The sequence below is a fragment of the Microcoleus sp. Z1_A1 genome, from assembly GCF_036700305.1.
GTDB lineage: Bacteria > Cyanobacteriota > Cyanobacteriia > Cyanobacteriales > Microcoleaceae > Microcoleus.
In genome coordinates, this window is sequence record NZ_JAUBOR010000010.1 from 109,587 (window position 1) to 126,428 (window position 16,842).

General features: G+C 45.7%; 16 protein-coding genes. 9 read left to right on the forward strand and 7 right to left on the reverse strand.

Translation table 11 applies throughout. The annotated features are described in order from the left end of the window. Position 1 precedes the first annotated feature (1 nt). The 3 genes from QT973_RS09115 to QT973_RS09125 all read right to left on the reverse strand — a co-directional run bounded on the left by QT973_RS09115 (position 2) and on the right by QT973_RS09125 (position 4,833). Positions 2–1,531 (reverse strand): pentapeptide repeat-containing protein, encoded by a 1,530-nt coding sequence (locus tag QT973_RS09115; protein WP_333210766.1) that lies wholly within the window; start codon positions 1,529–1,531, stop codon positions 2–4. Between the two features lie 80 nt (positions 1,532–1,611). Beyond that, positions 1,612–3,174, reverse strand: coding sequence for a pentapeptide repeat-containing protein (locus tag QT973_RS09120; protein ID WP_333055792.1), 1,563 nt, complete (start codon positions 3,172–3,174; stop codon positions 1,612–1,614). 96 nt (positions 3,175–3,270) lie between these two features. Beyond that, a complete protein-coding gene (locus tag QT973_RS09125) occupies positions 3,271–4,833 on the reverse strand; it encodes a pentapeptide repeat-containing protein (RefSeq protein ID WP_333055793.1) in 1,563 nt (520 codons plus the stop codon). Between the two features lie 38 nt (positions 4,834–4,871). Here QT973_RS09125 and QT973_RS09130 point away from each other — a divergent pair, with 38 nt between their 5' ends. From QT973_RS09130 to ccmS, 3 genes are all read left to right on the forward strand, one after another. After that, entirely contained in the window at positions 4,872–5,711 is an 840-nt protein-coding gene (locus QT973_RS09130; RefSeq protein WP_333055794.1) for a prephenate/arogenate dehydrogenase, read from the forward strand. 207 nt (positions 5,712–5,918) lie between these two features. After that, entirely contained in the window at positions 5,919–7,715 is a 1,797-nt protein-coding gene (locus tag QT973_RS09135) for an ABC transporter ATP-binding protein (RefSeq protein WP_333055795.1), read from the forward strand. A gap of 169 nt (positions 7,716–7,884) precedes the next feature. After that, positions 7,885–8,316: a beta-carboxysome assembly chaperone CcmS gene (ccmS, locus tag QT973_RS09140; protein WP_333055796.1), complete on the forward strand. Its 432-nt coding sequence runs from the start codon at positions 7,885–7,887 to the stop codon at positions 8,314–8,316. A 307-nt stretch (positions 8,317–8,623) separates the two neighbouring features. On the opposite strand, the gene QT973_RS09145 is transcribed toward ccmS, so the two are convergent. From QT973_RS09145 to QT973_RS09155, 3 genes are all read right to left on the reverse strand, one after another. Further along, entirely contained in the window at positions 8,624–9,559 is a 936-nt protein-coding gene (locus QT973_RS09145; protein ID WP_333055797.1) for a fused MFS/spermidine synthase, read from the reverse strand. Positions 9,560–9,885: 326 nt separating this feature from the next. Beyond that, positions 9,886–10,485, reverse strand: coding sequence for an adenylate/guanylate cyclase domain-containing protein (locus QT973_RS09150; protein ID WP_333055798.1), 600 nt, complete (start codon positions 10,483–10,485; stop codon positions 9,886–9,888). Between the two features lie 2 nt (positions 10,486–10,487). Continuing rightward, positions 10,488–11,219 (reverse strand): response regulator, encoded by a 732-nt coding sequence (locus tag QT973_RS09155; protein ID WP_333055799.1) that lies wholly within the window; start codon positions 11,217–11,219, stop codon positions 10,488–10,490. A 325-nt stretch (positions 11,220–11,544) separates the two neighbouring features. On the opposite strand from QT973_RS09155, the gene QT973_RS09160 reads away from it, so the two are divergent. Continuing rightward, on the forward strand, positions 11,545–11,910 hold the full coding sequence (locus QT973_RS09160; protein WP_333055800.1) for a hypothetical protein: 366 nt from the start codon (positions 11,545–11,547) through the stop codon (positions 11,908–11,910). On the opposite strand, the gene QT973_RS09165 is transcribed toward QT973_RS09160, so the two are convergent. Next, positions 11,899–12,669, reverse strand: a complete 771-nt coding sequence (locus tag QT973_RS09165; protein ID WP_333055801.1) for an iron ABC transporter permease — start codon at positions 12,667–12,669, stop codon at positions 11,899–11,901. The two genes, QT973_RS09160 and QT973_RS09165, sit on opposite strands and share 12 nt — an antisense overlap. A gap of 241 nt (positions 12,670–12,910) precedes the next feature. Here QT973_RS09165 and QT973_RS09170 point away from each other — a divergent pair, with 241 nt between their 5' ends. From QT973_RS09170 to QT973_RS09190, 5 genes are all read left to right on the forward strand, one after another. Continuing rightward, the gene (locus QT973_RS09170; protein WP_333055802.1) at positions 12,911–13,048 is read left to right on the forward strand and encodes a hypothetical protein; all 138 of its coding nucleotides are present in this window, start codon (positions 12,911–12,913) and stop codon (positions 13,046–13,048) included. Positions 13,049–13,050: 2 nt separating this feature from the next. After that, positions 13,051–14,079 carry a GTP-binding protein gene (locus tag QT973_RS09175; RefSeq protein WP_333055803.1) on the forward strand — a complete coding sequence of 343 codons (1,029 nt, stop codon included), beginning with the start codon at positions 13,051–13,053 and terminating at the stop codon, positions 14,077–14,079. Between the two features lie 155 nt (positions 14,080–14,234). Beyond that, entirely contained in the window at positions 14,235–14,681 is a 447-nt protein-coding gene (locus tag QT973_RS09180) for a SufE family protein (protein ID WP_333055804.1), read from the forward strand. 14 nt (positions 14,682–14,695) lie between these two features. Beyond that, positions 14,696–15,601 carry an alpha/beta hydrolase gene (locus tag QT973_RS09185; RefSeq protein ID WP_333055805.1) on the forward strand — a complete coding sequence of 302 codons (906 nt, stop codon included), beginning with the start codon at positions 14,696–14,698 and terminating at the stop codon, positions 15,599–15,601. Between the two features lie 53 nt (positions 15,602–15,654). Beyond that, entirely contained in the window at positions 15,655–16,617 is a 963-nt protein-coding gene (locus QT973_RS09190) for a DUF6282 family protein (protein WP_333055806.1), read from the forward strand. Positions 16,618–16,842: the final 225 nt, after the last annotated feature.

Consider the following 16,842-nt stretch of genomic DNA (forward strand, 5'->3'; position numbering starts at 1 on the left):
CTCAATCAACATAATCAAAACTGGCCAGAAAATCAACTACTTTTTGACCGAGAGGCAAACAGAATTTACTCTCCTGATGAGTTGCACCTCCCTTCCCAAAATTCCCGTGAGAATTCACCATCAAACTCTCCTGTCCCGAACTAATTAAAATAGTTTGGGTAGGTGACTCAAAAAACTTTGTTGGCTGACTAACCCGTGATATATTAGAGACCAAATTTATTAAATCATTTAATTTATTTGTAGCTGTACTCAATGCTTTACGCAACTGCACTATTCGTTTTTCCTCCAAATTTTGATTTTCGATATTTTTGCCGATTATCATAATATTTCTCTGAGTTTGTACAGCATCCTTAAAAGGAAGAATCGCTAAAAAAGCTGCTGGCAATAAATGCTCATCGCTCTCAAATCTAAAAGTTAGAGTTGTGCGGCGGTAGCCGACTTCAATATTAGGAGGAAAATTCATTGCTCGGTAATGCTGAGCTATTTCGCTGTAAGCTGTGGCTAAAGTGCTGTTTGCTGAGTAGTCTAAAAGTGCGTCAACCACAATTTGCACTAACCCAGGCGTGTGACTTAAAAATTTTATCGATTCTGACGGCGAATTAAATTGTTGAATCTGAGTGCGATCGCCTGCGGGGCTGAGGTCAACCCACTGGCAAGTAATATCATCTGCGATGATGCCACATCGAGGAACCAAATACAGTTTTGCTCCTGTTAAAGTTGCTCCCCTCAAATCAGCGCCTACCCAATCTGCCTTAATCAAATTTGTTTCTGTCAAATCAGCGTGAACGAAACTAGCACTTGCTAAATTAGTATTTCTTAAATCTGCTCCGTTAAGGTTAGCTCCGCTTAATTTAGCAAAGCTCAGATCCGCGCCGTTGAGGTTTGCTCCCGTCAAATCAGCCCATTTGAGGTTAGCTCCGCTCAAATTGGCACTGCTGAGATTCACCTGTTGCAAAGAAGCTTGTCTCATATCAGCATTGATCAAATTGACGCCGCTAAGTTCTGCTTTCGTCAAATCTGCGCCGTGTAAGTTAGCTTCTTGAAAGTTAGCTGAAGCAGCCGAAGCACCTCTGAGATTTGCACCGGAAAGATTAGCACCGCACAGGTTAGCTTCCGTCAGTTTTACTTCTCTTAAATCTGCTTCAGTCAGGTTTGCACCGCTGAAGTTAGTTTTGCTGAGTTCGCAGCGGACTAATTCGCTTCTAATCAGGGATGCTCGGATTAATTGAGCTGCACTTAAATCGGCTCTGACTAAGTTTGCTACGTTGAGAGTCGCCCCGTTTAAGATTGCCCGCGACAGGTTGGTACTGCTGAGTCTAGCCACATTCAGGTTAGCTTCGCTCAAGTTAGCGTCGCTCAAATTAGCGCCGCTGAGGTTGGTGACAAATAAGCTAGCCCGCCTTAAAATTGATTGGCTGAGGTTGATGCGGCTGAGATTAGCTTCATTCAGGTTGATTCCTGTGAAATCTCTGTCACCTTCTGTGTATCTTTTGACGATTGCAAATCGTTTGAGCAGTTCTTCAGCTTCCATTTTTTTTACCTGAATGAAATGGCAATCGGCTAACTTTTTTATGGCATAAATAGAAATAATATCAAATTCATTTATAGTATTTACTCACCGAGCTGATAAAAGCTTTTGACAAACTCAATGACAGTATTTAGCGGCGGGGTGGTAAATCTTTGGGCTTTAATTGCAGGACTGATAGAGGTTTTGTTGACTCCAGGCAAATTGGTCAAGTTTCTGCCAAAATCTGGGTGATAGTGAATCATCAAACTTTCGGCGCTGGAGTTGGCCAGTACAGTTTGGGTAGGCGATTGGAAAAAACTTGACATCGGTTCGCGATCGAGGCGAATCGGCTGAATTTTCATTTCCCCTATTTTTCTCATTGTTTGGGTCAGGGCAACGTTTAATTGCACTACCATATTTGAGACTCTGACACCCAGGTTATTACCACTTTGGGGTTGAATCATTTTGATCAGAGTCATTAAATTTTTCTGAGTAAATGCTGCATCACTAAAGGGAGTAATCGCCACGAAAGCTGTGGGAAATAGTTGCTCGTCTTGTTCTATTCTAAATGATATGATTGTGCGTCGAGAATTAACTTCGATACTGGGAGGATGGTTCAAAGCAGGGTATTGACGGGCAATTTGGCGGTAGGTAGCTGCCAGGACAAAGTTAGCATCTGGGTCGAGGGGTCGATCGACAATAATTTGAACTGTCGGCGGTGTAGCATTGAAAAACCTTTGAGATTCTTCTGGGGTAAAGCGCTGAATGTGGCTGCGATCGCCGTTAGGACTGAGGTCAACCCAATCGCAGGTAATGTCATCTGCTTTCACATCAAACCTCGACACCGCGTAAATTTTTGCCCCCGTCAGGGCCGCCCCCGTCAAATCAGCGCCTACCCAATCAGCGTGAATCAAATTCGCTTGAGTCAAATCCGCGTGTACCAGAGTAGCGTTCAAGAGATTGACATTGCTCAAATTTGCCCCGTACAAGTTGGCCCCGCTCAATCTCGCTTCATCGAGGTCAGCGCCGGTCAGGTTCGCCCCGCTGAGGTCAGCCCACCGGAGATTAGCGCCTCGCAAGTCAGCGCCGCTGAGGTTGGCCTGAGAAAGATTAGCTTGTCTGAGTTCGGCATTGCAGAGGTTGACTCCTCGCAAGTCTGCCCTGCTGAGGTCGGCTCTGTGCAAGTTGGCCCGTTCCAAGTTGGCCGCTGTTAGGGAAGCGCCTCTAAGGTGAGCCCCGCTGAGGTCGGCTTGCTCTAGATTGGCTTCTCTGAGGGTTGCTTCTCTCAAATCTGCTTCGCTGAGATTTGCACCGGTCAAGTTGGCACTACTGAGGTTTGCTCGAATCAGTTCGGATCTGATCAGTGTAGCTTCGACGAGTTGGGCTTCGCTGAGGTCGGCTCTAATCAAGTTAGCTACGTTGAGGATAGCACCGCTGAGGTTGGCTTTGTGCAGATTGGCACCGCTGAGTCTGGCAACATTGAGTTTGGCTTTTCTCATGTTGGCGTTTGACAAATTGGTGCCACTCATGTTGGTGAGGCTTAAGATTGCCTCACTGAAATTAGCCCCGCTGAGATCGATCCTGCTGAGATTTGCCTCGCAAAGGAGGATTGCAGTAAAGTCTCTTTCTCCTGCTGCATATTTTGTGATGAGTTCTTCGGCATCCATGCTTTTGAATTTCCCTGATGTGTTAGCTAGAACAAAGCTTTGTTGTGCCAACCTTTAAACTAGAATAAGCATTTTCTGTAACTTGATGCAATATGCTTAAACATCTATATTGTGGAAGCCTTTTATAAAATCCAAAATGCTACTGATATTAGTTTGAGCCAATTTTGCTATCTCGGCTAACTTGCCAGAGGTTGAGTTACTTGGGTCGTATTTTTTAATCAGGCGCTTGCCGAAGGCTGGGTGGTGATATACGCTGAGTCTTTGGTCGCGGGAATTAATTAAGATCATTTGTGTGGGAATTTGAAAGAAATTGATGCTTTCGCCGATTTTTGGAAAAGAACTGGAAATTTTGATTTGGTCTACTTTGCTGATAGCTTGGTTGAGAGCTTTGCTACATAACTGAACGTGTTTAGATTCTTTGACGTTAAGTTTGCCTGCATCGTGGGATTGAATCATTTTCATCAAAGCTATTAGGTTTTTTTGAGTTATGGCAGCGTCGTTAAAAGGAATGATGGCAACGTAAGCGGTGGCAAATAATTTATCGTCGCTGTCCATTTTAAAGGCGAGTACGGTGCGCCTGGAGCTGACTTCGATCGTGGGAGGCTGACTTAAACTCGGATATTGTTGGGCAATTTGGTAATAAGTTGCTGCTAGCGCAAAATGAGCGCCTTGGTCTAAGGGCGAGTCAATTACAATCCGAACTGTGGGCAAGGTTTCGTGAAAAAATTCGTGGGTTCCTCCTGAGTTCAACCAGTAAATTTGGCTGTGGTCGCCGTTGGGGCTCAGATCGACCCATTTGCAGGTCATGCCTTCGGTTTTGATGCCCAGTCGCGAAACTGCGTGGAGTTTGGCTCCGGTTAAGGTGGCTCCGGTTAAGTCGGCTCCAATCCAGTCGGCGCGGATCAGATAGGCATTTGTCAGGTCGGCGTGAACTAAGCTGGCATTGAGCAAGTTGGCGTGGCAGAGGTCGGCTCGGCTGAGGTCGGCACCGCTCAATTTTGCTTCGCTCAGGTCGGCCCAGCGGAGATTGCAACCGCTGAGGATTGCCCAGCGCAAATTGACGCCGCTGAGGTCGGCGCCGCTGAGTACGGCTTGAGTTAGGTTGGCTTGTCTCAGTTCTGTGCCTCGCAAGTCGGCGCCGCTGAGGTCGGCTCGGCTGAGGTCGGCTCCTTGCAGGTTGGCTTGTTCGAGGTTGGCTTCTGTCAAGCACGCGCCACTGAGGTGAGCGCCTCGAAGGTTGGCTTGAGCGAGGTTGGCTCCTCGAAGGGTGGCTTCGGTGAGGGTGGCGCCGCTGAGGTTTGCACCGCTGAGGTTTGCGCCGCTGAGTTCGGCTCGAATGAGCTCGGCTCTGATCAGTTTGGCTCCTATGAGTATGGCTTTTTTGAGGTCAACTCGCACTAGGTAAGCGACGTTGAGGTCGGCGTCGGTGAGGTCGGCGCCGCCTAGATGGGCGCCGCTGAGTCTGGCAATGTTGAGTTTTGCACCTGTGAGGTTGGTTTTGCTGAGGTTGGCTCCGCTCAGGTTTGCTACACTCAGATTCGCACCCTTGAGGTTGGCTCCGCTCAAGTTGACGCCGCTGAGGTTGGCCTCAGTCAGGTTGATTCCGGCAAAGTTTCTTTCTCCGGCGGCATATTTCTTCAGGAGTTCCTCGACTGTCATGGGGGCGGCACCGTATCAAATATCCCCATTTTATTGCTATGAATATCGGTATTGTCGGACTGGGTTTAATTGGTGGCTCGATCGGGCTGGATTTGCGATCGCGCGGGTTTAATGTTTTGGGGGTTTCGAGTCGGCAGCAGACTTGCGATCGGGCGCAAGCTCGCGGTGTTGTCAATGAAGCCAGCATAAACCTGTCTCTGATTGCAGCAGCCGATGTGGTTTTTATTTGCACGCCACTGGGGTCGATCGAGCCGATCGTCCGAGACTTGGTGCCCTATCTTTCCCCTGATACTATTGTAACCGATGTCGGTTCCGTAAAAACACCCATAGTGCAGGCTGTGTCTTCTCTGTGGCCGAATTTTGTAGGGGGACACCCGATGGCGGGGACTGCTGAAAGCGGAATCGAGGCTGCGGTACCTGATTTGTTTGTGGGCCGGCCTTATGTGGTGACGCCGACTGCCCAAACGCCGGCGTTTGCTGTGGATAAGGTTGAGGAAATTGCGCGGTTGCTGGGTGCTAAAGTTTACCGATGTGAACCGGAAGAGCACGATCGAGCTGTGGCTTGGATTTCTCATTTGCCGCTGATGGCGAGCGCGACGCTGGTTGCTGCGTGCGATCGAGAGGGCGATCGGGATATTGTTAATTTAGCCCAACATTTGGCGAGTTCGGGTTTTCGGGACACGAGCCGGGTGGGGGGTGGCAATCCCGAACTGGGAGTGATGGTGGCAAAGTACAATCGAGAGGAATTATTGCGATCGCTCTCTATTTACCGCGACAGTCTCGACGAGTTTATCAGCGATATCGCAGCCGAAAATTGGCAAAGTCTCGAACACAAGTTGAAGCTGACTCAACAAGCGAGACAGAATTACAACTTGTGATCCAAAATTTACCAGCCAATTCAACCAGTAATTCACGTTCAGATTGAGGCGCAAATAGTTGGTGTAGTCGCTAAAATGAAGCGAGTGTTAACGTTTAAAGCCTAGGAACCGGGCTTTTGAGAATTAACAATTAAACAAAGGTAAGGTGCGCGCCGATCACCCTACTAATTTCTAATTCTCGGCCCTATTTCGGATGCCCCATGCCCTATGAATGATTCTCAAGCATCACCAAATCCATCAAAACCTGTCCATCCCCTCAAGCGGCTGCTGAAGTACGGGCGCCGCTACCGCCTGAAAGCTTGGCTGGCAAGTATCTGTTCGCTGCTGAATAAATTCTTTGATTTAGCGCCGCCAGCATTAATCGGTATTGCCGTTGATGTGGTGGTGAAACAGCAAGATTCTATCCTCGCTCAATGGGGCATAAAAGATGTCTTTTGGCAACTGGCAATTATCACTCTTTTGAGCGCGATTGTTTGGACGTTGGAATCTGTTTTTGAATATGCCTATGATTATTTGTGGCGCAATTTGGCTCAGGATATTGAACACGATTTGCGTCTGGAAGCTTACAGTCATTTGCAGGAATTAGAATTAGCTTATTTTGAAGAACGCAGCACGGGCGGTTTGATTTCTATTCTCAATGATGATATCAATCAACTCGAACGTTTTTTAGACGACGGCGCTAATGAGGTAATTCAGGTAATGACAACGGTTGTTGTGATTGGGGCGGCTTTTTTTGCTGCTTCTCCTCTTGTTGCTGGGCTGTCAATGCTGCCGATACCTTTTATTATTTGGGGTTCGATCGCCTTTCAAAATCGCCTCGCTCCTTTCTATGCTGATGTGCGGGAAAAGGTGAGTTTTCTGAACGGGCAACTGTCGAATAATTTGATGGGAATTACTACTATTAAAAGTTTTACTTCCGAAGATTATGAAATTCAGCGCATCGAAACACAAAGCCAAGCTTACCGCCAAAGCAACCGACGGGCGATCGTACTTTCGGCTGCTTTTATTCCGCTGATTCGGGTTGTGATTTTCTTGGGGTTTATTGCAACACTATTTCTGGGGGGTTTGGAGGTGGTGGCGGGCCGGTTGTCTGTGGGAACTTACAGCGTTTTGGTGTTTTTGACCCAGCGGTTGTTGTGGCCGCTGACTCGCCTGGGAGATACTCTGGATCAATACCAGCGCGCCATGGCTTCGACTAATCGGGTGATGAATTTGTTGGATACTCCGATCGCAATTCGCACGGGTGATATTCGGCGGCCGGTTAGTTCGATTAAGGGTGAGTTGGAATTTAAAAATGTTACGTTTTCTTATAATCAAAGAAAACCGATTTTGCAGTATTTTTCTTTGAATCTGCCGGCGGGAAAAACTACTGCGATTGTTGGGGCGACAGGTTCCGGTAAAAGTACGCTGGTGAAACTAATATTGAGGCTGTACGAGGTACAGCATGGCAATATTTATCTCGACGGTATAGAATTAAATAGCCTGAATTTAAAAGATTTGCGGAGAGCGATCGGATTGGTGAGTCAAGATGTGTTTTTGTTTCACGGTACGGTGGCAGAAAATATTGCTTACGGCAGTTTTGAGGCAAGCAATCGAGAGATAGTAAATGCTGCGAAAATTGCCGAAGCGCACGAGTTTATCGCCCAATTGCCGGACGGTTACAACACTATTGTAGGGGAACGCGGTCAAAAATTGTCGGGGGGGCAGCGGCAGCGAATTGCAATTGCGAGGGCTGTTTTGAAGAATCCGCCGATTTTGATTCTTGACGAAGCTACTTCAGCGGTGGATAACGAGACTGAGGCGGCAATTCAGCGATCGCTAGAACGAATTACCAAGAATCGCACTACAATTGCGATCGCCCACCGTCTTTCTACTGTCCGCAATGCCGATTGCATTTGTGTCATGGAAGAGGGGCTGGTGGTAGAATCGGGGCAGCACGAACAACTGATCGAACAGGACGGAATTTATGCGGCGCTCTGGCGCGTGCAATCTGGTATAAGATAGAAACGCAGCGGTTTTGGGTAATTGGGAATTGCTAATTTGTAATTGGGGATGGGCCTTTGGGCATGGGTAACTAATGACAACAGTCAACAGCCAACTGCCAACCGCCAACTGCCAACTGCTAACTGACAACTGACTGCAAAATATTAGTTTCTACAAGCAAGAAGAGAAAATGTTTCTATTTGATAGCCCTGAGTCCAAACCCAACGAAAATAGCTGGAGTCGGAAATTAGATAAATTTGTGAAAGCTAATCAAAATGAATTGGCTGCTTTGGCTTGGGGGCTATTTCTGGAAAGGGGAGAAGAAAGCGAGGAGATTTTGGCAATTGATATTGCAGAAACTGCGCGTTTTGTGTATTGTAAGAAAGAGGCGGTTGAGGAGTTGAACCGTCAAGTAAAAAGTCATATTCAGGAAGTTGTAGGTGTGTTGAACGCTCACAAGCCTGAGAAGGAAGTGGCGATTTTGGCGATCGGGGAAGGTCAAATTAAGTTGATTCTTTTTGAACCTAAGCCTGAACCTCCTGTTTGTTTTGAGGAAGCTGCAACCGATGTTGATACATTGTTGGCTAAGCTGGAACAGCAGATGGTTGAATGTATGAAATAGCAGTTATATCAAATCCGGTGGCATCGGAATTGATATTACCTACAGTCAGGAGACGACGCTGTGCGGTTTCCCGAAAATAAATCGGGCGATGGTTATATCTCTTATCGAGGAAGATTGATTATGTTGGCGTAGGGAAACGGCAATGTTGTGTCGTCAGTTGCCCTATTGTCGATGGTTATATCCGATCGCACTCTGAGGGCAATTTTATCCCATAGTCTCTTTCAATCCCTGGGTGCTCTCAACTTCCTATTAGCAACAGGCTTTCCGGCCTGTTCCACAAAGAGTAAACCCGGACTTATTATAGATATCAGAATAACCAGCAATCAAAATAACCAGCGGGCGGCGAATCGTCATGCAAAATTTGAGATCGATATAAATTAGGTACAGCTTCCGCCAATTCTGTACCTAATTTTACTTCCCGCGCTCTTTCTGTTAATGGAAATGAAAATTGATAGCCATCTTGCAAATATTTTGCCCTAGCAACAATCTCATTCTTCTCTAAAATAGCGCTGTTGCTACCAATCAAAACAGTGTTAATGTCCTTCCACGGACACACGCACACCTGGGAAAATACGCTTTGAAAAGTCTTGATTTTTTCCGCATAAAACTCATCTCTTTGCAGCAGATTTACCAGCACAACTCCCTCACTTGACAAGCGTTTTTCGCAGATTTGATAAAATTCTTTGGTGGATAGGCGATGCGGAAAGTAGCCGTTGCCAAAAGCTACGTCGATCATGATGATATCGTATTGAGTATCTGATTTTTGCTGCTCTAAATACTCTCTGCCGTCTTGAATTGTTACAGTTAGACGATCGTCCAATTTTACCCCAAAACACTGTGTAGCTGCTTCGATCGCGATCGGATCGACATCCGCACATTCTATAACAGTTTCCGGCAAATAGTGGTGCAACACTAAGGGAATTCTGCCGCCGCCAAAACCAGCTATGTAGATTCTTTGAGGTTGGTTTTGCCACACTAAACCCAACATCATCGCCTGAGTATATTCAGACACTAGATGTAAAGGATTGTTGAAATCGAATACAGATTGCAGTAAATCTGTGTGCTGATTTACTTTTTCTACTAAAGATAGTTTAATGTGCGATCGCTCTTTTGTGACTGCAACATAGTGAACACCAGACTCTTTGCAAAAAATAACCTTGTCTGGCTGTTGCTGCAGCCAAGCCAGCCGCTGTCCAATAGCGGATAAATTAATAGATTGCCAAGTTTTGTGTTCCTCAATCATCTAATTTTAAATTTTATTTAAACTCCATATTCTCTAAGAATATAGCCTCATCAACCTGGTTTATACCAAAATGGCTTAGGAATGAGAATTAAATAACTTACAATGCGTGATGGTTCTTGTGGGATGGGCCTGAAAGCCCGTCCAGAAAGGGCGGGCTTTCAGGCCCATCCCCTACTCCCCACTTTCAAGAGTGTAAATTATTTAATTCGCGATCCTTAGTCGCCCGATATCTGCGAAGAAACCGGGTTTCGAGTCAAGGCTGGCACAAGCCATGTTCTCATTTTCCAGCAGGGCGAAGAACGAGAAGACAACAGAAATTCACCCGATTACAGCCGCTTGTACGCCACCAATTCCAAACCTGAAACCGAAAGTTCCACTTTTTCCCAATCTTGCTTGTCACCTTCCAACTTTTCAAAGGCTGCTGAGGTCAGCAAAATCTCTCCGCGTTCCGCCAAATCCTCTCCCAGCTTGGATGCCAGATTAAATTCAGATCCGTACATATCCTCTCCTTCCAGCATCAAAACATCGCCACAGCCAATACCAATGCAGAGGTAAATGTCCATCTCCGGCGGCAGTGTCGTGTTGACAGCCGCCGTTTGTTTCAAAGAGTCGATCGCAGCTTCCACCGCCGATTTTACATCGGGAAAAACTGCAAAAATATTGTCGGCTTCCTCCTTAACTACAGTGCCGCTGTATTCGGAAATTATCGGTTTTACAATTCCGTGCATTCGGTGAATCATTGCCAAAAAATGAATAATTCCGTAGCGGACTGTCGTGCGCGAAAATCCTGACATATCCATTACTAAAATTGCGTAATTTTGGCGAAAAGTTTCATTGATTTTCGCATCAATTTCCGCCATTCTTTCGGGATGTTCGTTTCTTTCTTGCAGCAACTTTTCCAAGTAAGCGCGGTTATTTGTTTTCATTTTTAATTAAATTCCCAATCGCGACACACTTCTTGAGGGCGGCCAGCAGGATGCACTGCACAAGTGATGCCATCCTTACCGTAATAATAATCACAGACTTTGCAAGGTTTAGTTTGCTCTAATTTTTTCATCAAAGTTGCCCGGATTGTCTGGACTCGGTTGCGATACTTGTTTGCATTTGAGTGACTCGGTTCAATTGCCAAAGCTTGCTCGAAAGCTGCTAAGCTGGAATCGTACAATTTAATAATTTGGGAACTGTATTTTGTCCAAGCATCGGCATGGCTTTGATACAGTTCGACTGTACTTAAGTTTAAAATACCGTATTCTGTCCAAGCGTCGGCTGAAGCTCGATCGAACTTAATATTAGCATTGAGCAAAACTTTTTTGATTGTTGCCAAAAGTTCCCTCGGCTGCCAAGGTTTGCTAACATAAGCCTCGGCGCGATCGCCCTGGAACCTCGCAAATAAAGCTAACTGCTGTCCCTTGCCTGTTAAAAATACCACCGGTATGTTCCGAGTTTCGGGATTAGCTTTAATGAAACGACAAACCCCGTAGCCGTCGAGACGGGGCATTATGACATCTAATAATACTAAATCGGGGCAATTTTTCTCGATTTTATCCAGCGCTTCCACACCGTCTGATGCCTGAATTACATTCAATCCGCTGCATCTCAACTGATGTGAAATGCACTCGCGCTGGCTGCGGGAATCTTCCACCACTAAAACTGTACTCATCACTCCCCACTTGGTTTTTGAGGTAAACTTGTTCGCTGCTTCGAGTTGTCCTTGCTGAAATCAGTTTACCCGCATTGGATGAATTTGCTATCACTGGCTATCTAAATTTACTCAAATTGCAACAAATCTTAAAATCGGGAGCCAAGGTGATACTTATCAGAAAATGCTAGTTGCTAATACGCGGATAATTGTTGAAAGTTTGGGCGGCAAATATTCGGCTTTTAAGCCTTAATAACGGCAAATCGTACTGATGTCGGACGAATACATTGTTGAATTGCAACAGATAATCGGCTATTGTATACGTTAAAGTTCTTAAGGACGACAAATGAATCGATTGCTCCTCACTTTACTTGTAAGTCCGACGCTGTTTGGATCTGTGATGTCTATGAGCGCGATCGCCAATCCCGCTCTAATTGGCGAAATACCAGCCCAATCGGCTGATTCGCCTCAATGCGTGCGATCGCCCCACACTCAGCGCCTGAGTTGCGTGCGGCTTTCTGGCAAGTCTGCTGCTGCTAATTCTAAAGTAAGAATCAGTTGGCAGCGCCCGGGTGAAGAACGGGTGGCGATGCTGGATTTTTCGGAAGCAGAAAGCGATGAGGCGGTGGCGCTGTTTGGCTGCGACTGTCAGATGTGTATCAACTCGCTGCGACAGTTGCGCGGTTTGCCACCTCTGGATCTAGCTTCTTGATGGCGATCCGACAGCATTGGGAGTCAGGCTCAAAAACCAGGTTTCCGATCGCTGCGGGCTTTGGAATGCCTTTAGCTTTCTCACTTTTAGAGAAACCAAAGCCAGCAAATTTATCGATCGCCCCAAAAAACATCCTAACAGCAAAGCAGCCAAAATATAAGGTGCAGCCACCTGCAAATCCGACCAACCGCGACCGTTCAAACTACCGATTAACCAATTCAAAGCAGCTTGCAAGCGGCTGTCTTCAGCTAACAGCAACAGTGTAGTTTGTACTGCCCCAAAAAGAGAACTCACAGCCACACCTGCTAAAACCAAACGTTCCACAGAAATTCCCGTTTTAGTTTTGCCCAAAAAGTAGACCAGCATCGAAGTGAAAATAGCACCTATCCAAGCCGCCAAAGGCACCCAAGTTTGAAATATTCCCAAAGTCAGCATGGTAATCGCAACCAACCCTGCACCCGCCGAAATTCCTAATACAAAAGGATCGGCTAAACCGTTGCGGAGCAAACCTTGCAGCAAAGCCCCCGACATTCCTAAAGCCGCACCAACCGTCAGCGCTGCCGCAACTCTGGGCAAACGCAATTCCCATAAAATAGTTTGATTGACAGTATCACCTCGGTGCAGAAATGCTTGCCACAATTGATCGGCACTCATGGGTACCGCACCAAAAGAAAGCGAAAGCGCGATGGTTAATAGCAAACCCAATCCTAAGAAGACAACTGCCTGAAAAACTCGATATTTTAGCCAGATTTTTTTCACAATATATTATACCGCTTTGCTTTTAGATAAATAACATTTTTACATAGTTATTTCTGCGCGATCGCCCAAACTCCTAAGAGACAATCCGGCTAGTTACTAAATACCATATATTCTCCTGTTTGTGGATAGATCGCGCTCGTTAACTACAGTAAGCTCTTCAGATTAACGCTCGATCGGAGATATTGCACCGATCTGTAATTGTAGAGCTTGCGCGCCAACCGCATTTTCACGTATAATGAGAATGATTATCAAACAAAAGGCGCGCGATCGGCTCGATCGCCCGTATCTTAGCAGAGGCGATCGCACCGGGCTGTCAGCGATGAGGTGCGATCGGCTTGGCAAATTAACAGCAAGGTCTCTACAATTAACCAACGAATAACAATGACTAATCTCACCGTACAAACCCCAGATTTAATTGCCGATCTTCCCAAAAGAGGGATGCCAGTAACTATAATTACCGGATTTCTCGGCAGTGGAAAAACTACTTTACTCAATCAAATACTCAAAAATCGCCAAGACTTAAAAGTAGCCGTTTTAGTTAACGAATTTGGCGATATAAACATCGATTCGCAGCTTCTATTTTCTACAGAGGATGACATGGTAGAACTTAGCAACGGTTGCATATGTTGCACTATTAACGAAGGCTTAGTCGATGCAGTTTACCGAGTTTTAGAACGAGAAGAACGCATCGACTGCATGGTAATTGAAACCACCGGAGTTGCTGACCCGCTGCCGATTATCCTGACATTTGTCGGCACAGAATTGCGGGATTTAACCAATCTAGATTCTGTACTTACCGTAGTCGATAGCGAAACATTCACTCCCGATCATTTTGACAGCGAAGCAGCTTTTAAACAAGTGGCATTTGCAGATATTGTGCTGCTGAACAAAACCGATCTCGCTCCTCCAGAAAAAGTAGAAAAGTTAGAATCTTACATTCGCACAGTTAAGGAAGGAGCGAGAATTTTACACTCTCGATACGGTGAAGTTCCTCTACCCTTAATTTTGGGTGTGGGTTTAACGCAAGCAGATATTTTCAACAGTCTTGAAATTGAGGAAAAACACGAACACCATCACGAACATCATCACGAACACCACCATCACGGACATCAATCTCATCACTTAGATAACGACGGATTTATTTCACTATCATTTGAGAGCGATCGACCTTTTGATGTCCACAAATTCCAAGAATTTCTAACGGAAAAAATGCCCTTCGATGTATTTCGGGCAAAAGGAATTCTCTGGTTTAACGACAGTCCGATGAGACACATATTTCAACTCAGCGGCCCCAGATACGAACTAGATGCTTCGGAATGGTTTACCGCACCTAAGAATCAACTCGTAGTCATCGGCCGCAACTTAGATATCGCTCAAATTCGAGAACACCTGAACAGTTGTTTAGTTTAAGATCGTGTCTTAAAAAACCATGAGGACACGGCATTGCCGTGTCCCTACTATCTCATGCGTAAGTCCTAATCTCAAATCTAAAATCTCAAATCGATCGCCCTTCCTGCTACAATCGAAGGTATAATATTAACGAAGTAAACCGCTACGAGTGAATCATGTCTGCAAACACCGCGCTACCTGCTGCTTTAGCTAAAATCGTTCAGCGCTTTCAGCGACATTCCGATCCGAAACAACGCTACGAACAACTGCTGTGGTATGCCAAGCGACTCCCAGCATTTCCCGAAAGCGATAAACTGCCGGAAAACAAAGTTTCTGGCTGCGTGTCGCAAGTTTATATTACCGCAAATTTGGCAGACGGAAAAGTTCTGTATCAAGGCGATTCAGACGCTCAGTTAGTCAAAGGATTAGTTGGCTTGCTGGTGGAAGGTTTGAGCGGATTAACGCCTGCTGAAATTGTCACCATTACCCCAGATTTTATTCAAGACACGGGATTGAATGTGAGTCTTACACCTTCCCGCGCTAACGGATTTTTCAACATCTTTCAAATGATGAAAAATAAGGCTCTTGCTTGTGAATTGAGCAAGCAAGCAGAAGAAAATTAAAAGAATAAACAGCCATGACTCAAACTACAAATTTAACAAAATCCAATTCTGGCCAGTATTCCGCCGCAGTTCAAGAATATCTGTGGAATTGGAAAGAAACCCAAATCAAAGTTATTTACGAAACCAGAGGGCAGGGAAATCCTGTATTGTTGCTGCCGGCATTCAGTACGGTTTCGACGCGAGAAGAAATGCGTCCTTTAGCAGAATTGTTAGCTTCTAACTTTCAAGTTATGAGTTTAGATTGGCCGGGTTTTGGCGAATCCGATCGCCCGCGAACCGACTATGAACCGCAATTATATCATCAATTTCTCAAGGATTTTGTTGCGGAAAATTTTAATAGTCCGGTGGCTGTAGTTGCAGCAGGTCACGCTGCGAGTTATGTGATGCAATTAGCGCAATCAAAACCCCATGTTTGGTCAAAGATTGTGTTAGCAGCACCGACTTGGCGCGGGCCTTTGCCGACGATGAGCAAACAGCAAAGCGGCTGGCACGGAATCGTGAGAGAATTAGTACGATCGCCCTTACTGGGACAATTCCTCTACAAACTAAACACTGCGCCGTCTTTCCTCAGTTTTATGTACCGCCGCCACGTCTACGCCGATGCAGCTAAAGTCACGCCAGATTTCATCCAAAACAAATGGCAAGTGACGCAAAAACCAGGTGCTCGATACGGTTCCGCTGCCTTTGTGACTGGTGGTTTAGATACGGCAAAAGTGCGATCGGAATTTACAGATAAATTTCAACAATTAGCAGTGCAGGTGATGGTTGTAATTGCTGAAAATGCGCCGCCAAAATCCAAGGCTGAAATGGAAGCATTAACGGAATTACCGGGTGTTGAATCGCGAGTTATTCCCGGTTCTTTGGGTATGCACGAAGAGAATGCTGAAGCTTTGGCAAATGTGGTTAAATCTTTTATTTGAGAGGATTAAGAGGGGATGAACCGCAGAGGGCGCAGAGAACGCAGAGGGGAGGAATGCAAGCTGTTTTTTTAACGTTTGTTTGGATGGTTTGCTATTGGTTTTGTCTGCCAGTTTATGCTGTCGCAGATCCGCCGATAATCAATTTGCCCAAGAGTACGATCGAAGGTGCGATCGACTTTCACATTCATTCTTCTCCTGATGCGATTCCCCGTAGATTAGACGATTTTGAAGTAGCGAAATTAGCTGCTAGGGCGAAGATGAAAGCTGTGGTATTGAAAAATCATTATGCCAGCACAGCAGCGCGGGCAGTTCTGGTTAATAAAATAGTACCAAAAATCGAAGTTTTCGGAGGAGTTGTTCTCAATCATTCGGTAGGCGGCATTAATCCCGACGCTGTAGAAGCAATGCACCGCATCGGTGGCAAATACGGTAAAGTAGTGTGGCTACCAACGGTTGATGCTGAGCATCACTTGCAGGTTTTTCACAAGTCGGGAATGGGGATTAAAGTTGCGGAAAATGGCAAGGTTTTACCGGAAACAGCAGCGGTTTTGAAGATTGTAGCCCAAGAGAATTTGGTATTGGAAACTGGTCATATTTCCTCAGAAGAAGTGATGGCAGTTGTAGCTGAAGCCAACCTGCTCAACATTAAGAACATTCTGATTACCCATGCAATGGCAGATGTACCCGGTTTGTCCCTAGAAAATATGCAAACAGCCGCCGCAACCGGAGCTTTCTTAGAACTCGCATTTGTGAACGATTTGATGGGAGAAAATGCCGCTGATGACGGACACAAAAACTGGCATCAAGTTTCTATTAGTAAGATGGCAGCAGCGATTAAACTAATAGGAGCAGAGCATTTTGTGATGAGCACGGATTTAGGAAGGAAACCCGATCCTTTGCCTGCGGAAGGTTACAGATTATTTGTGAAAAAATTGATAGATGAAGGCATTTCTCCGCAGGAAATTGATTTAATGATGAAACACAATCCAGCTCGATTGTTAGGCATTTATAATTGATAATTGGTAATTGGCAATCGGGGATTGGGAATCGCTAATTGGGAATTCTCTTCCCTCTTTTCTCTTCCTTCTTCCCTCTTCCTTCTGCCTTCTTCCTTCTTCCTTCTATCCTTTACATCCGTCGAGCTAATCCGTTGCCGAACTTCCTTCTGCCTTCTTCCCTCTTCCTTCTATCCTTTACATCCGTTACATCCGTCGAGCGAATCCGTTGCCGAACTTCCTTCT

What these genes read in the sequence shown, in the direction of transcription:
- QT973_RS09160 (WP_333055800.1), top strand. Translation starts at nt 11,545, where the DNA reads ATGAATCGATTGCTCCTCACTTTACTTGTAAGTCCGACGCTGTTTGGA.
- QT973_RS09135 (WP_333055795.1), top strand. Translation starts at nt 5,919, where the DNA reads ATGAATGATTCTCAAGCATCACCAAATCCATCAAAACCTGTCCATCCC.
- QT973_RS09170 (WP_333055802.1), top strand. Translation starts at nt 12,911, where the DNA reads ATGATTATCAAACAAAAGGCGCGCGATCGGCTCGATCGCCCGTATCTT.
- QT973_RS09150 (WP_333055798.1), bottom strand. Translation starts at nt 10,485, where the DNA reads ATGAAAACAAATAACCGCGCTTACTTGGAAAAGTTGCTGCAAGAAAGA.
- QT973_RS09115 (WP_333210766.1), bottom strand. Translation starts at nt 1,531, where the DNA reads ATGGAAGCTGAAGAACTGCTCAAACGATTTGCAATCGTCAAAAGATAC.
- QT973_RS09125 (WP_333055793.1), bottom strand. Translation starts at nt 4,833, where the DNA reads ATGACAGTCGAGGAACTCCTGAAGAAATATGCCGCCGGAGAAAGAAAC.
- QT973_RS09120 (WP_333055792.1), bottom strand. Translation starts at nt 3,174, where the DNA reads ATGGATGCCGAAGAACTCATCACAAAATATGCAGCAGGAGAAAGAGAC.
- QT973_RS09155 (WP_333055799.1), bottom strand. Translation starts at nt 11,219, where the DNA reads ATGAGTACAGTTTTAGTGGTGGAAGATTCCCGCAGCCAGCGCGAGTGC.
- QT973_RS09145 (WP_333055797.1), bottom strand. Translation starts at nt 9,559, where the DNA reads ATGATTGAGGAACACAAAACTTGGCAATCTATTAATTTATCCGCTATT.
- QT973_RS09190 (WP_333055806.1), top strand. Translation starts at nt 15,655, where the DNA reads ATGCAAGCTGTTTTTTTAACGTTTGTTTGGATGGTTTGCTATTGGTTT.
- ccmS (WP_333055796.1), top strand. Translation starts at nt 7,885, where the DNA reads ATGTTTCTATTTGATAGCCCTGAGTCCAAACCCAACGAAAATAGCTGG.
- QT973_RS09175 (WP_333055803.1), top strand. Translation starts at nt 13,051, where the DNA reads ATGACTAATCTCACCGTACAAACCCCAGATTTAATTGCCGATCTTCCC.
- QT973_RS09130 (WP_333055794.1), top strand. Translation starts at nt 4,872, where the DNA reads ATGAATATCGGTATTGTCGGACTGGGTTTAATTGGTGGCTCGATCGGG.
- QT973_RS09180 (WP_333055804.1), top strand. Translation starts at nt 14,235, where the DNA reads ATGTCTGCAAACACCGCGCTACCTGCTGCTTTAGCTAAAATCGTTCAG.
- QT973_RS09185 (WP_333055805.1), top strand. Translation starts at nt 14,696, where the DNA reads ATGACTCAAACTACAAATTTAACAAAATCCAATTCTGGCCAGTATTCC.